This is a genomic window from Planococcus sp. ISL-110 (assembly GCF_018613575.1).
GTDB lineage: Bacteria > Bacillota > Bacilli > Bacillales_A > Planococcaceae > Planococcus.
Genome location: NZ_JAGGPX010000016.1, coordinates 54,049 through 67,613, shown reverse-complemented (window position 1 = coordinate 67,613; position 13,565 = coordinate 54,049). Strand labels below are relative to the sequence as shown.

At 42.1% G+C, this 13,565-nt stretch carries 11 protein-coding genes and 1 pseudogene; 8 read left to right on the top strand and 4 right to left on the bottom strand.

Annotated features, from left to right (window positions below):
• Window positions 1-20: 20 nt before the first annotated feature.
• Window positions 21-1,148, top strand: coding sequence for an IscS subfamily cysteine desulfurase (locus J7I83_RS11585; protein WP_353048267.1), 1,128 nt, complete (start codon window positions 21-23; stop codon window positions 1,146-1,148).
• 119 nt (window positions 1,149-1,267) lie between these two features.
• Window positions 1,268-1,669 (top strand): hypothetical protein, encoded by a 402-nt coding sequence (locus tag J7I83_RS11580; RefSeq protein ID WP_215100886.1) that lies wholly within the window; start codon window positions 1,268-1,270, stop codon window positions 1,667-1,669.
• A 67-nt stretch (window positions 1,670-1,736) separates the two neighbouring features.
• Here J7I83_RS11580 and J7I83_RS11575 read toward each other — a convergent pair whose 3' ends face one another.
• Window positions 1,737-2,126: a DUF805 domain-containing protein gene (locus tag J7I83_RS11575; RefSeq protein ID WP_215100884.1), complete on the bottom strand. Its 390-nt coding sequence runs from the start codon at window positions 2,124-2,126 to the stop codon at window positions 1,737-1,739.
• A gap of 273 nt (window positions 2,127-2,399) precedes the next feature.
• Here J7I83_RS11575 and J7I83_RS11570 point away from each other — a divergent pair, with 273 nt between their 5' ends.
• The 3 genes and pseudogenes from J7I83_RS11570 (at window position 2,400) to J7I83_RS11560 (ending at window position 5,671) form a co-directional block, all read left to right on the top strand.
• A complete protein-coding gene (locus tag J7I83_RS11570; protein WP_215100882.1) occupies window positions 2,400-3,848 on the top strand; it encodes a trypsin-like peptidase domain-containing protein in 1,449 nt (482 codons plus the stop codon).
• 176 nt (window positions 3,849-4,024) lie between these two features.
• A pseudogene (gene galE, locus J7I83_RS11565) lies at window positions 4,025-5,027 on the top strand (UDP-glucose 4-epimerase GalE).
• 80 nt (window positions 5,028-5,107) lie between these two features.
• On the top strand, window positions 5,108-5,671 hold the full coding sequence (locus J7I83_RS11560; protein WP_215100880.1) for a CDP-glycerol glycerophosphotransferase family protein: 564 nt from the start codon (window positions 5,108-5,110) through the stop codon (window positions 5,669-5,671).
• A 95-nt stretch (window positions 5,672-5,766) separates the two neighbouring features.
• Here the strand turns inward: J7I83_RS11560 and J7I83_RS11555 are convergent, their stop codons facing one another.
• Window positions 5,767-6,864 carry an acyltransferase family protein gene (locus J7I83_RS11555; RefSeq protein ID WP_215100878.1) on the bottom strand — a complete coding sequence of 366 codons (1,098 nt, stop codon included), beginning with the start codon at window positions 6,862-6,864 and terminating at the stop codon, window positions 5,767-5,769.
• Between the two features lie 205 nt (window positions 6,865-7,069).
• Between J7I83_RS11555 and J7I83_RS11550 the strand changes: the two genes are divergently transcribed.
• Complete coding sequence (locus tag J7I83_RS11550) at window positions 7,070-9,742, top strand: CDP-glycerol glycerophosphotransferase family protein (RefSeq protein WP_215100876.1); 2,673 nt, start codon at window positions 7,070-7,072, stop codon at window positions 9,740-9,742.
• A gap of 108 nt (window positions 9,743-9,850) precedes the next feature.
• Here J7I83_RS11550 and J7I83_RS11545 read toward each other — a convergent pair whose 3' ends face one another.
• Together J7I83_RS11545 and J7I83_RS11540 are read right to left on the bottom strand one after the other, a co-directional pair.
• Window positions 9,851-10,543 (bottom strand): class D sortase, encoded by a 693-nt coding sequence (locus J7I83_RS11545; protein ID WP_215100875.1) that lies wholly within the window; start codon window positions 10,541-10,543, stop codon window positions 9,851-9,853.
• The gene (locus J7I83_RS11540; RefSeq protein WP_215100874.1) at window positions 10,543-11,739 is read right to left on the bottom strand and encodes a processed acidic surface protein; all 1,197 of its coding nucleotides are present in this window, start codon (window positions 11,737-11,739) and stop codon (window positions 10,543-10,545) included. The genes J7I83_RS11545 and J7I83_RS11540 overlap by 1 nt, the downstream gene beginning before the upstream one ends.
• Before the next feature lie 231 nt (window positions 11,740-11,970).
• On the opposite strand from J7I83_RS11540, the gene galU reads away from it, so the two are divergent.
• Window positions 11,971-12,885, top strand: a complete 915-nt coding sequence (gene galU, locus J7I83_RS11535; RefSeq protein WP_215100873.1) for a UTP--glucose-1-phosphate uridylyltransferase GalU — start codon at window positions 11,971-11,973, stop codon at window positions 12,883-12,885.
• A 102-nt stretch (window positions 12,886-12,987) separates the two neighbouring features.
• Complete coding sequence (locus J7I83_RS11530; RefSeq protein WP_215100872.1) at window positions 12,988-13,545, top strand: DUF4126 domain-containing protein; 558 nt, start codon at window positions 12,988-12,990, stop codon at window positions 13,543-13,545.
• The last annotated feature ends 20 nt before the right edge of the window (window positions 13,546-13,565 follow it).

Here is a 13,565-nt window from a genome sequence, read left to right as displayed (position 1 = left end):
CGAAAAGGAATGAGGTAGAAATGATGATTTATTTGGACTATGCGGCAACCGCACCGATGCGGCAAACTGCCATCGATGCCTATGCAGAAACAGCCAAACAGGTTTTTGGCAATACCCAAAGCCTTCACGATGCGGGTTCGGCTGCTTCCAACTTGCTGGAGGCGTGCCGGAGAATATGGGGAGGCTTTCTCAATGCCCGTAGCGAAGGAGTCTATTTTACAGGCAATGCATCTGAAGGCAATCAATTGGCCATCCGTTCGCTGCTGAGGGGAAGAGCTGGTGGATATCGTGAAATTGTCACAACAAAACTCGAACATGCTTCTGTTTTGACGGCTCTGCATGAACTGGAGAAAGAAGGATACCGAATCCGTTATGTGCCGGTCGATGCGGATGGCATCCTGGATTTTGAACAGTTTCATAGTCTGGTCACCAGCCAAACGGCGTTAATCGTCATTCAGCTCATCAATTCGGAAATGGGGGCCATACAGCCTGTAGCAAAATGTGCTGCCTATGCAAAAGAAAAAGCAGTGCCCATCCATTGCGATATCGTTCAGGCCTTCGGAAAAATCCCAGTGGATCTGTCGCAACTGGGCGTCACTTCAGCTGTCTGTTCGGGCCATAAAATCGGCGGCCCGAAAGGTGTGGGCATTGTTTGGGTAGACCCGGGCACCCACTGGGAGTCGGTTTATGAAGGAACTGTCCATCAAGGGGGATTTCGTGCGGGAACGGTGGACGTGCCGGGAATCGCAGCGGCAACAATTGCTGGAAAAGAAGCAACTGCCGAGCAGCAGCAAGCGAAAACACATGCTGAAAATCTGCAGCGTTATTTGATGGAGCAGCTTCCAGACGAAGTTTTATTGACCGGCGACCCAGCGGGGAAATCGCCCTTTATCCAAGGATTGCTGCTGCCGCATGTTGAAGGGCAGTGGATGATGCTTGAATGCAACCGCCGGCAGATTGCGATTTCCACAGGCACCGCCTGCAAGATTGGTGCGGGTGAGGCGATGTCTGCCATGAGCGCTATGGGAATAGAGCAGGATGCTGCACGGAAATTTATCCGGATTTCATATTCAGGAAGTACGACCAAGGCGGATATCGATGCTTTTCTGGATGTAATCCACGCATCGATAATAAAATTTTCGCTTTAATGGTCCGATTGTAAAGCGCAGATTAAGAAATTCTAAAGACTCCTGAAAAAGGATTGCGGTGTTTAGCGGATGGTATAAGCTGAGCATAACGCCTAATCATTTTGAAGGAGGAAGATCATTTGAAAACTTTGTTTTTGAAAATGTCTGTCCCCGTTATCGCCCTTGGATTTGTTTTGACGCCGTACGTGGATACACAGGCTTATATGGCAATAAAAAATCCGGCATCTGAAGAACAAAAACTATCCTATGAACCTGGAGCGGGAGTTTTGGAAAGGTTAGGCCCCTACGAGAAACAATTCGACGCACTTGAAGAAGACCTCCAGGCACTGATCACAGAACTGGATGGCGAAGAAACCATTAGCTTCGAGCAATATCAGCAGTACCAGTCTACGCTCGATGGGTTGCTCCAGGAATTGAACACACTGTCCCAGGAAATCGAATCAGAATCCCCAGCAATAAATCAGAACTTCAAAGAACTGCTGCTCGTTCAGGAGAAGATGCATGGGATTGACGTGAAATAGGCAGCAGTTGAAATTAATACAAAAGAAACCGCAGCTGTCGAAGTGACAGCTGCGGTTTCTTTTGACACTAGTTATTGGCAGGTGCGAAATCATGTGAAGATTGTTTTGGATTAGGCCCGTATTTATTGCTGCCGGATTGGCTGTCCAATAAAGTAAATACAAATAAAGCGATCCATCCAAGGACAGGAATAAAGCTCAGCAGCAGCCACCAGCCTGATCGGCCGATATCGTGAAGCCGTCTGACAGTGACGGACAAGCTTGGAATAAATATGATGAGTGAGAAAATAGTAGTTAAAAGTCCAACGTCCGGTGCAATTTCCAAACCGGCTGCAAGTTCCACGATTGTTAAGGCAAACGAGATGATCATTACCCCTAATATAAAAGTCCAGTATTCTTTGCGCCGCGATCTGCCACTAAAAACAAAAGCCTTTCTGAATGCATTTAAAAATTCTTCCATAATCCCATCTCCTAAATTATAGTATTTTACTGATCTAATCATATCAATTTAAAATAAGAAATAATACTGCGAATTTAATATTTTTTTACATTTATTTTATTTTATTAACTGTAAATTTGCTATCTATGATAAAATCATCTTTTGAATAGATAGATTTATTACAAATAGGAAGACTTCGTGACAACTTGCAACCCTGAGTAGTTGTTTGACGTTATAAGGTTTATAATGGAAGAAATTAATGGGATTTATGCTAGTCCATCAGGAGGTACCGCCATGACATGTAATAAATGTGGGAGAGAAAATGAGGAAGGTGCAAAGTTCTGTAAAGAATGTGGCCATTCGCTCATGCAAAGAAGAAGCAAAAAGCAGAAAAAACGTAATTTAATGTATGCAATCGTATTGGTTTTAACTTTATTGGGCGTAGGAATTGGTTCTGCGCAATTAATGCAAGATGAAGCAGAGCCAGTAGAGCCGCCCAAAGAAGAACAGACGGCTGAAATAGAACCGGAGCCAGAAGCGCCGAAAGTTGAAGAAGAACCTGAAGAAGAGCCGGCAATTGAACCGGGGATTGTGGAAAAGGTCGAGGAACCTGAAGAAACGGTTCCAGCTGAAGAGGACACAGCAGGTACTGTAACCAAAGTGGAAAACGTTGTACCACCTTCCGAACAGACAGAAAAAGTAGAGCCTAAGAAAAAAGAAAAACCAGCGATCATCAAGGAAGCACAACAAAAAGTTTATACCATTCTGACTGAAGGCGGACAAGGCTCAGGATTCCTGTTCTCCGATACCGGAATGGTTGTAACAAACGCCCACGCTGTAGCTGGCTTCACTGATGTAGTGGTCCGCAACATCAATGGCCAGGACCATCCAGGCACAGTTATCGGCATTTCCGATGAATCCGATATTGCGTTGATCCATGTAGAAGCATTCCAAGGCATTACGCCATTGGAAGTTGAAATGGAAGCAACAGATGTCGGAACCGAAGTCATTGCGCTGGGCAGCCCTGCAGGTATGGAAAACACTGCAACAATCGGCTATTTGACAGGGATTGACCGTGATTTCTATCAGGAATTTACGTATGAAGACATTTATCAGATCGACGCGAAAATTGCACCGGGAAGCAGTGGGGGCCCGTTAGTGGATGCAACAACCGGTAAAGTGATCGGCATCAATTCACTGGTGATTGAAGAAGGCGATTCGATCGGCTTTTCGATTCCGATGTACTCTGTGTATGAACAATTATCGCAATGGGTTACGGCTCCAATGTCAGCAGAAGAAGTCGCAGCCTTATTCAAAGTCTACGACGACTATAGCGGCTATGAAGATGAAGATTACGAATACGACATCGACTTGGAAATGAAGTTTGATGAAACCAATTTGAGTGAATTTATCGGAGATTTCCGTTATTATTATGAAACATCGCTGAAAGAAGAGGACTTTTTCTACGTCCAGAATCTTCTGGTCTACCAAAGCGATATCTATAATGGCATTTCCGAGTACATTACAGACATCGCAGACAAGGGCATGGAATTCAACTTTACGAAGCTGGAGATTTCCGGCATTGAAATCTTCGACGACCATGCAATCGTCCACACGGAAGAAGCCTTCGACCTTAAAGATGAAGCCGGGGAATGGTCCGTTCAAGAACGCAATAAAACCTACACCATCGTAATGGACGAATACGGTTTTTACTATGTTTCCGACATTATTAATAAAGAATAGGAAACGGCTGATACGAAAGCTATCCATCAGAATCTTTTGATTCTGATGGATGGCTTTTTTGCTGCTGAAAAGAATAAAATATTGCTTGTTTTTGTGGCAAAAGCTGTTCTATGCAGTATAATAAAATTGAATTAAATTATCTGAATATTGAAATTTGTGTAAAAAGAGGGATGCATATGGTGGTGCTAGTAACTGGGGGGAAGCCGGATTTATCGGTAGCCACGCAATGGTCAAGCTGCTTGAAAATGATTATAAAGTAGTGGTGGTGGACAATCTATCAAATAGCCAATTGGCTCCAATAGACCGAATAAAAGAAATGACCGGAAAGGACTTTGCATTCCATCAAGTGGATTTATTGGATTACGAAGCTTTGGATGCTGTGTTTTCTTGGTATGACTAATGCATTTTGCTGGCTATAAGGCAGTCGGGCAATCGGTCCAAATGCCGCTCAGCTACTACAACAACAATATCAACGGCACGTTGACATTATGTGAAGTTATGCTGAAACACAAGCTGGAGAAACTGGTATTCAGTTTATCAGCAACGGTTTACGGCCATCCAGAACGGGTGCCGATTGAAGAATCATTTTCCTTATTAGCCACCAATCCCTATGGCCGGACCAAATTGATGATTGAAGAAATTTTACGGGATCTGGCTGTTTCAAACCCGTCTTTCCGAATTGCGATTTTGCGCTATTACAATCCCATCGGTGCGCATCCTAGCGGTCGATTAGGCGAAGATCCGAGGGGAGTGCCGAATAATCTGATTCCGTACGTCATACAAGTTGCGATCGGCAAACGGCAGGAGCTGCAGGTGTTTGGGGGAAACTACAATACCAGTGATGGGACCGGTGTCCGTGATTACATACATATCATGGATTTAGTGAAAGGCCATATCAAGGCACTTGAGTATCTGGAAAAGCATGAAGGCATCGAAACCTTCAATCTTGGAACAGGCACCGGCTACAGTGTGTTGGAAATCGTCCACAACTTCAATGAAGTGACAGGCAAAAAAATTCCTTATCAAATCACAGACAGAAGGCCCGGCGATATCGGAGTCTGTTACGCCAATCCGGAAAAAGTGAAAACCCTGCTTGGATGGCAGGCGGAGAAAAGCCTAAAAGAGATGTGCAGGGATTCATGGAATTGGCAGGTTCAAAATCCCGGTGGGTTCCATTAGCAATCCCATCGTTTTCACGCAGGATGCAGAAGGGGATAGCTATGTTCGATATCTATTAGGAAATGTGAAAGCGCTGGAAAATGATCCCGTCACTTTCCATTCAGGAAATAAGCGATGAGGACAAGGTTTTCGTCCTTAGGCTCCATTATTTACTGATGGATAAGATAGCGCAATTTGAATTGCCTGCGAATAGTGTGGATGCGTCCACTTATCAGGACATCCAGGAGCTTTACCTGCTGACAAATACTGAAACGTCTTCGCTTGTGAAGCAGGAAAACAGCCGATTTTTCTTTCAAGGTATTGCTGCGCAGTATGATATCACGAAATTCAATAAGCCGAAGGTGATTGTGGAAACCATCGCCAAGCGCGAAAATAAGTGGCAGCTATCTGAGAAGCTGTGGGTTCCAAAGGCCACCCGACCTCTCGCCGGAAACTTCAATACCAGAGATAGAAAGGGAAATAAGGATCTGCCTGCAGTGATGCTCGAACTGGATAAAGCGGATAAAGGAAAAATTTATCCATACGAAGAACAATCTTTTTTGATAGAGCTGGATGCGGATCCGATGATGGGGGCTGGGAAAGAACCAACCTATGATTTTTCTTTCAAGTTGGCTCCGTTGCTTCACTCGCAGAAGGCTGGGTAAAGGGGAACATAAAAAGCACTTTCGCAAAGAAAGTGCTTTTGAACGGCTGGCGAATTTTTTTGTCAGACTTTTTCAGTTGTTTTCAGTAGCTGTTTTCATTGTCCGTAGTTAACATTTTGTGGTTCTTTGTTGGACGTAACTGAGTTTTTTATGGAAGTTGGCTCCAGGTATTTGATCTTGCCTGTAAATGGCCGTGTAAAGCTATTTTGGTACAATAAGAAGGCAACTCCGATACAGGATGCAATCGTGAGGAACGTCATAGTGGCTACATAAGTGAAGAAATTTTCACCAAATGTCAGAGAAAGCTTAACGAAATAGGGAAGAAAAATCATATGTGTCAAATAAATGAAGAATGAAAAATTACTGATCATAACTAAGGTTTGGTTGTTGAAATTAAACTTCCGAATCAACGCTACTAAAAGAAAGAACATGCTGACGGAATACAGCAGCATATCATATCGTTCACTTGAAATTCTTGTATAGTCCATTTCCAGATAATTGTACATGATGATGCCAAAACTGATGGTGGTCATTAAAATCGGTATCCATATTTTAGCGGTTAAAAATGTGATCAGTTGTTCATAGTATTGGCCAATATAAAATGCGACAATAAAATAAAACAGCCACATGAAAATATGGGTCTTATACCAAAGCGGATATTGCGTCAATACAAATTCCTGATAGGAGCCAATGTGCACAAAGCAGTACACATGTGCAAAAGAGATGGCAAACGAAATGAGGATTGGTCCAAGAGGATTGATGCGTGCCAGGTATTTTCCGATCAGCCAATGAAGAATATAGAATTGGAAGATTACAATGACGAAAAATCCATACCATTGACCGAATATAACCTTTTGGAAGGCGACTTCCAAGAAAGAAGATAAGTCTCTCTCAGATCCTCTGTAACTGACGATTAACCCGATTAATATGTAAGGCATTAAAATATACTTTATCCGCTTTGGAAAAAAGCCTTTTTTAAAACCGTTGGGGTAATTTTTGGACAGCAGAGTTTCAGATAATAAAATGAATATAGGGGTAGAGCAAAGCAAAGCGAACCTTATCCAAATGATATATTGATCATAGGCAGCTTGGTCAACTTCGATGTTCTTTAAGTAATTTGATATTGAATGTGTCACTACGATGGAAAGACACATGATGGCTCTTATAATATTGATTTCATTTAAATTTTTCACGTAAATTCTCCAATGGGCAAACGATACTGGAAGCAGTAAGGTTATTTCTGTATTTGAAAAAGCAAGTAAGTGTATTACCTGTTTACATTATTATAGTATAAATATTCTTTTTCCACCTGTCTATCCTTTATTTTAATTGACAGAAATTACAAGAATGATAACATAAGATATTGCAATAATAAAACTGTTTGGGAGATTAGCAGCTATGATTTTTAAAAATTTTTCGAAGCAATTAAAAAAAAGATTAGTAAAAAGAGTAGAAGTAGAAAAATATTACTTTAAAGAGCAGACTCTGCTCTTTGAATTCAAATTATTTAATTTCTTTACGTTAAAAAAGAGTGTCAAAGCAGAATTTTTGATTAATGAAGAGGTCCACCAATTAAGCCATGAGCTATTGAACAACAACCGCCTGATTGTAAAAATACCGCAGTCTCTTCTTGCGCTGGTTACTTCAAGCTCAATTATGCAGTTGACCATCAATAACAAAAAAATATGGATTACAGAACATGATACATACAAAGCAGGGGATTTTCAGGAAGCTCTGTTGATCGGCAACAAGTTCTTATCGACGAAAGTGAAAAAGAATATTATTATCAACAACCGATTTGCAGATTTTTACTTTATGGACAGCCCAATCGACTCGCGGGTCAAATCAGTGCAATACGATGTGCTCACCTTGTCTTTGGATGTACCGGAAGTGGCTGAAAAAGCTGATGCAGAAGTTGAACTTTATGCGTTTAATAACTTTCAATTTCGCATATTGACAGGCACGAAAGATGGAAAAAATAACACCGTTGTGGTCAATGATTTTTCAGAGATGGCAGCTGGATTATGGCGGATGTTTCTCCATATCAACAATAAACTATACCCATTGAACTTAGTGGAACCTTTTGCTGTGCCGTTCAGTTCCTACCATCATCAGCTCCAGATTCTCAGCCGGAAATCCGTGTTTTATTTGGAATTGATTCCGCACTCTATGAAAATCGAGGCACTTTCAATTGAGGAAAAACAAAATTATGAGTATCTTTTGTCATTTTCTCTTTCCCGGGAAGACAGCGGGGTTGCTTGTTCGCTCCAAGTAGATGAACCAAAAAGTGGGATGCTTAAAACGTATCCGTTAGAGCGTAAAGGCAGCCAGCTTCAAACATCTTTGCCGATGAAGGAATTGCTTGAAAACTTTTTTGTGAAGCGTTTTTTTCTTGTTGAGCATAGTGAAGAACCTAGAGTTTACAGATTCAATTTAGATAAGCAATTGCTGCACAACACTACTACGCATTATAAAGTCATCTCGAATTCACAATTCGTTAAGTTGAGATTCTATCGCCGCAAAGATTTGTCTCTTGGCCTGGCAATGACCCAAGCTAAGTTGAAGAAATCAGTCCGTGAAGTAAAAGATTTTCAGATAGAAGGCGTGATAGGGTCGATTGAAGAGTTTATAGGTTCAAAAGCTTACTTGATGATTGAAGACCGTTTGTCTCAAGGGTCGCTTCAAGTCCCTATTACCGGAGAGTTTTCAGTTGATCTCAATAGTTTGGATTTGATTGGAATCAAGAGTAAAGAAAAAACGGTGCTTGACCTTTTCGTCGTTATTGAAAACGGGTCCGGAGAGATTATCCGAAAAGAAAAAATCAGATACAATACGGCACGTTATAAGAAAGACAACTACTATAGCTATAAAAAACAACATGATGACCAAGGCAATGAACATCACTTTATGGTTACCACAACCCCGTTCAATAATGTGAAGATCGAGTCATTCACCATACCTAGTCATGTGAAGATTCCGGCGGATGTGCAAACAAAAGATGAAAATGTCTGGTTGCTGGGAGAACGCACGAATACGGCCCAGGACAATGGAATCATCTTTTTCAAGTGGCTGCAGGAAAACACAACGATCGAATCTTATTATGTGATAGAAGAAGACAGTTCTGATTATGAACACATCAAACACCTCCAGAACGTCTTGATTTTTGGCTCCGACAAACATTTTGAAATTGCTTTCAAAGCCAAAGTTTTGCTTGGGACTCATGATTTGGAGAATATTTTGCCTTACAAGCCGGCAAAAGGCTTTTTCGGCTATGAAGAAACCGTGAAAATCTTTCTCCAGCATGGCGTGCTGGGCCGGAAAAACGTTGAGTACCATAAAAAGAATTACGAGATGCCATTTGATTTGTTCATTGTCAGTTCGGACCCTGAAAAGCAGGTCATTGTCATGGATGAGATGGGTTATGAGGATCACGAGGTAGCAGCAACCGGTCTGGCGCGTTTTGATAATCTGATCCAGGTTAATCCTCCAAAAGACATTTTGTTAATGCCAACATGGCGTGATTGGATCAATACGGATGAACAATTTTTGAAGAGCGAATACTTTCTTGCTTATTCCAACTTAATCCAAAATGAGAAACTGCTCCGCTTGCTTGAAGAGTATAAGGTCAATATCAACTTTTATCCGCATTACCGGGCTCAGGATTATTTCCAGAGTGAGATAGAAAATATGCACGAACGCATAAAATTCATTCCGCTCGGGTCTCAGACAGTTCAGCAGCTATTGATTGACCATGCTTTGCTGATTACGGATTACAGCAGTGTCAGCTTTGATTTTACATTACTCAACAAACCCGTCGTCTACTATCATTTCGACGTAGACCGCTTTTTCCGTAAAGGCATCCTGCGGCCAATCGAAGAAACGTTTATTGGTGGCATCGGTTCCTACGAAGAAGAGCTTGTAACGATCATTGAAGATAGAATTAAAAGCAATTTTGCAAATTTCGAATATGAAATCACTGGCATCATTAAACATCAGGATCAGCACAATAGCCGACGGATTTATGACGAAGTCCAAAAACTGATCGAGGCGAAAAAAACTACAACAGTTTGAATTCCTTAACGTGATTTCAGCTGTCGTAATCAAATGTATGCATAAGAAAAAGAGCGGTGAGATTTATCTCGCCGCTCTTTTTCTAATTGAATTTAATAATGATGAACTTTACTCGCTGGAAACCAAGTCAGCTACCAAAATATAACGATCCGGAGCATATCCGACATAGTCGAATGGGTAGCAGGTCGAGACGGTTAAAGTGGCTCTTGGTTTCGGAACAATGACAGTCCGGTCATCTTCGTCTACGATTCGCACTTGGCGAACTTTATAGGTGAAGGTGCCAGAATGGGTTTTGACAATCAACAGATCCCCTTTGCCGACCTCGCCAAGCTCGCGAAACACCGTATCGCGGTGGCCCGACAATACGGAATTGTCATTTTCGCCAGGCATGACACTTTGAGCAAAATGTCCGACGCCTTTTTCCAGCTCGTCTTCATCCGTACCGTGTATAATCGGCAGGCTGGCTTCAAGCTTCGGGATAATCAGTTCGCCCATCAAGTCACCGATTTGCGGTGTTTCCGGATACTTGGAACTGATGGCTAATTCCGCGGCCTCCTGCTCTGCAGGTGTAACAGATTTCTCGGATTCTTTTGACTCCCCGGCAATTTTGATAGACTGTGATTCGGGTTTGTTGCCGAAATCTTGTGCTTCGACGTTCCCAGTTTTATAAAGCATATAGCCTTTTACAAAAGTTGCGGTGCTGGTGGTGCTGAACCATAGACCGAGAACGATAAGGACGATGGACAGAGAAAGAAGAAGCGGTTTCCTGCTTCTTCTTTTTTTGTGCTGTTCCTTCGCCATTAGGCTTCTTCAGCTCTAATGCGGCGGAATAAGGCAAAACTGGCTAAAAGCAACGCTAGGCCGAAAACGGTATTTGCGACAAAATCAGAAGCCGTAGCAGGCAATTTCCCGCCTGTCACAGTTTGGGATGTAGCTGGTGCTGTTGGAGCAGTTACAACTGGTTTTTGTATCACAGTTGGTGCTGAAATCACTTTTTCGACTGTGTCCAAGTCTTTTCCAGTATCGACGATCAAGTCAGATCCGAACATTTCAGCAGTCAAAAGGATGTCTGCCAGGAATACATCTTTCAGGTTATAAATTTCAATCAATAGATCAGCGCCTTCAGTTGATTCAAGCGTCATCAAAGTAGCTAATGACACAGCTGTTTTCTGGCCGTCTTTGACAAAGTAATAAGCTGTTTTCACTTCAAACAAGTCGATCAACTCATTGTAGATCGCCATCATTTCAGCAATCTGCTCTGCTGTCAGTTCGTCAGCAGTTTCAAAATCGCCGATCGCCATCATGCGATCGCTTAATTGTGTCAGCTGTTGTTCGAAAGCAGGATTTTCGTAATTCAGTGTTTCCAGATGAGCGACCAATCTTTCCACTTCTTCTTCAGTCATACCCAGTTCAGTGAAAAGGCCGTCGATATCGATTACATATTCACCCATGTCTTGATAGAAAAGAACCGTGGATTCTAAATCCTCAATATATTCATAATTTGAAAGGGAATCATCATAACCTTGCAAAAACGCTTCCAGCTCTTTTTCAGAAGCGAATCCATATGCTTCCATGAGCTCCTGCAAGTTAGTGGCATCGATTGGAGTTGCTGCATAGTCTTCCAGATAAAACTCAATATAGTATTCAACATCTTCCATAAAAATCAGGTAGACGCCGTCAAGCACGTCCTGGCCATACTCGAGGTCGCCGTATTCATAAAGCAATTGATTTATTTCTGTGCGGGACAGCCCCAAATTACCTGTTAAAGTTTGAACGCCTTTTTCAGTCAATGGTGTACCCAATTCGGTAACACTATCAAAATCATCCAAAGACCAGTTTTTACTTTCCAGATAGTCCAAGTAATCCGGTTTCTCCCAATTGATTTCTGTTAAAAATTGGTCGAATTTAGCATCATCCGATTTGATGGCGAATGCCGAGAGCGGCATCATGCTAAATGCAAACCCTAAAACTAATAAAAATACAGTTAAACGTTTCATTTTCTTCCTCCTGTGTATAAAAAATGGAATATCTAGATTATTATAGTCTTGGGTTTAATGAATTGACATAGGTATAAATATTCATATAAATTGAATTTTAAAGGTAATTGGAATAGGTTTAAAAACGATCCCAATTCGCTCAGTTTGCAAAAGATAGGTAATGTATTCAGAAAGTTCTGAAAAATGTTATGATAGATAATAAATGAGCGTTGCAAAAAGGAGGAGCTACCGATGTCCATCAGAAAAGCCGTCATTCCAGCTGCTGGTCTTGGAACACGATTTCTTCCTGCCACTAAAGCCATGCCAAAAGAGATGCTGCCAATCGTAGACAAACCTACTATCCAATACATTGTTGAGGAAGCTATTGCATCGGGAATTGAAAGCATCATTATTGTAACCGGTAAAGGAAAGCGGGCAATCGAAGATCATTTTGACCATGCGCATGAACTGGAGGCAATGTTGTTGGCAAAAGGGAAACTGGAGATGCTGGAAACCATTCTTGAAACGTCGAAGCTGGAAATTCACTATATTCGCCAAAAGCATCCACTTGGTCTGGGGCATGCAGTTTGGTCAGCCCGCAACTTTATCGGTGATGAGGCATTTGCTGTATTGCTGGGTGATGATATTGTGGAAAATGAAGAGCCCTGCCTTGCTCAGCTGATGAAGCAATTTGACAAAACCGGAAACTCAATCGTTGGCGTTCAGCAGGTTCCAATAGAAGAAACGGATCGATATGGAATTATCGATCCGCTGTCAATGGATGGCCAGTTGATAAGAGTAAGAAATTTTGTGGAAAAACCGGTACTGGGGACAGCTCCTTCCAATTATGCGATTATGGGGCGCTATATTTTAACTCCAGAAATATTCGGTTTTTTGGGTGAACACCAGTTTGGAGCAGGAGGAGAAATCCAGCTTACAGATGCCATCCAAAAATTAAATGAAATTCAAAGGGTTTATGCCTTTGAGTTTGAAGGGCGCAGGTATGATGTGGGAGAGAAGTATGGATTTATCGAAACGACGATAGATTTTGCCTTAAAGCGTCCCGAGCTGAAAGAGCCGCTATTAAAGCTGTTCGAACAGATTTTGCGTGAGGAAAAAGTCAAGGCCGCTTATGAAGATACGAATGGGATAATAGGTGGGAAATAGCCGGAGGTTTCGTATCCAGTGCCGATAAGCTGCTGCGTGAGCAACAGGCAAGATTCGGCTCATGTATAATGATAGAAAACAAAGGCAGGGGAGGTCAACGCGATGGAAACCATTCTTGCAATATGTATCGGACTGGCATTAAGTGCAACTGTGGGTTTTAGAATTTTTACCCCACTGTTGATAACGGGAATATTCGTTCATGTAGACTGGTTGACGCTTTCAGAAGGTTTCAGTTGGATCGGCAGTACCCCGGCGATTATCGCCTTTGCTATAGCCACACTTTTTGAAATTGCGGTCAATTATATTCCTGGTTTAGGCTCGTTCATGAAAATGATTTCGACGCCGATCGCCGCTTTGGCAGGCATCCTGCTGACTGCTTCTTTTATCGGAGATATAAGTCCTTTTCTGGAATGGAGTATCGCCATCATCGGCGGAGGGGGAGTAGCTACAGCTTCGCATGCGACCATCACAGCAGTAAAGGGAGTGAGTGAAACTGCTATGATGAGTCCGGGCGTTTCTGCAGCAGAAGACGCCACAGCAACAATAGCGCCGATACTGATATTTATTGCACCCGTTTTGTCGATTTTCTTTCTGCTTGGCATGGCATTTATAATCTTCAAGCTATACCGCAGGTTTTTGTACAAGCCAAAAGCCATATAGAAAAGGAGCTGGAAATAGAT

What these genes read in the sequence shown, in the direction of transcription:
- J7I83_RS11540 (WP_215100874.1), bottom strand. Translation starts at nt 11,739, where the DNA reads ATGAAACGTTTAACTGTATTTTTATTAGTTTTAGGGTTTGCATTTAGC.
- J7I83_RS11585 (WP_353048267.1), top strand. Translation starts at nt 21, where the DNA reads ATGATGATTTATTTGGACTATGCGGCAACCGCACCGATGCGGCAAACT.
- J7I83_RS11575 (WP_215100884.1), bottom strand. Translation starts at nt 2,126, where the DNA reads ATGGAAGAATTTTTAAATGCATTCAGAAAGGCTTTTGTTTTTAGTGGC.
- J7I83_RS11560 (WP_215100880.1), top strand. Translation starts at nt 5,108, where the DNA reads ATGATCCCGTCACTTTCCATTCAGGAAATAAGCGATGAGGACAAGGTT.
- galU (WP_215100873.1), top strand. Translation starts at nt 11,971, where the DNA reads ATGTCCATCAGAAAAGCCGTCATTCCAGCTGCTGGTCTTGGAACACGA.
- J7I83_RS11545 (WP_215100875.1), bottom strand. Translation starts at nt 10,543, where the DNA reads ATGGCGAAGGAACAGCACAAAAAAAGAAGAAGCAGGAAACCGCTTCTT.
- J7I83_RS11570 (WP_215100882.1), top strand. Translation starts at nt 2,400, where the DNA reads ATGACATGTAATAAATGTGGGAGAGAAAATGAGGAAGGTGCAAAGTTC.
- J7I83_RS11550 (WP_215100876.1), top strand. Translation starts at nt 7,070, where the DNA reads ATGATTTTTAAAAATTTTTCGAAGCAATTAAAAAAAAGATTAGTAAAA.
- J7I83_RS11530 (WP_215100872.1), top strand. Translation starts at nt 12,988, where the DNA reads ATGGAAACCATTCTTGCAATATGTATCGGACTGGCATTAAGTGCAACT.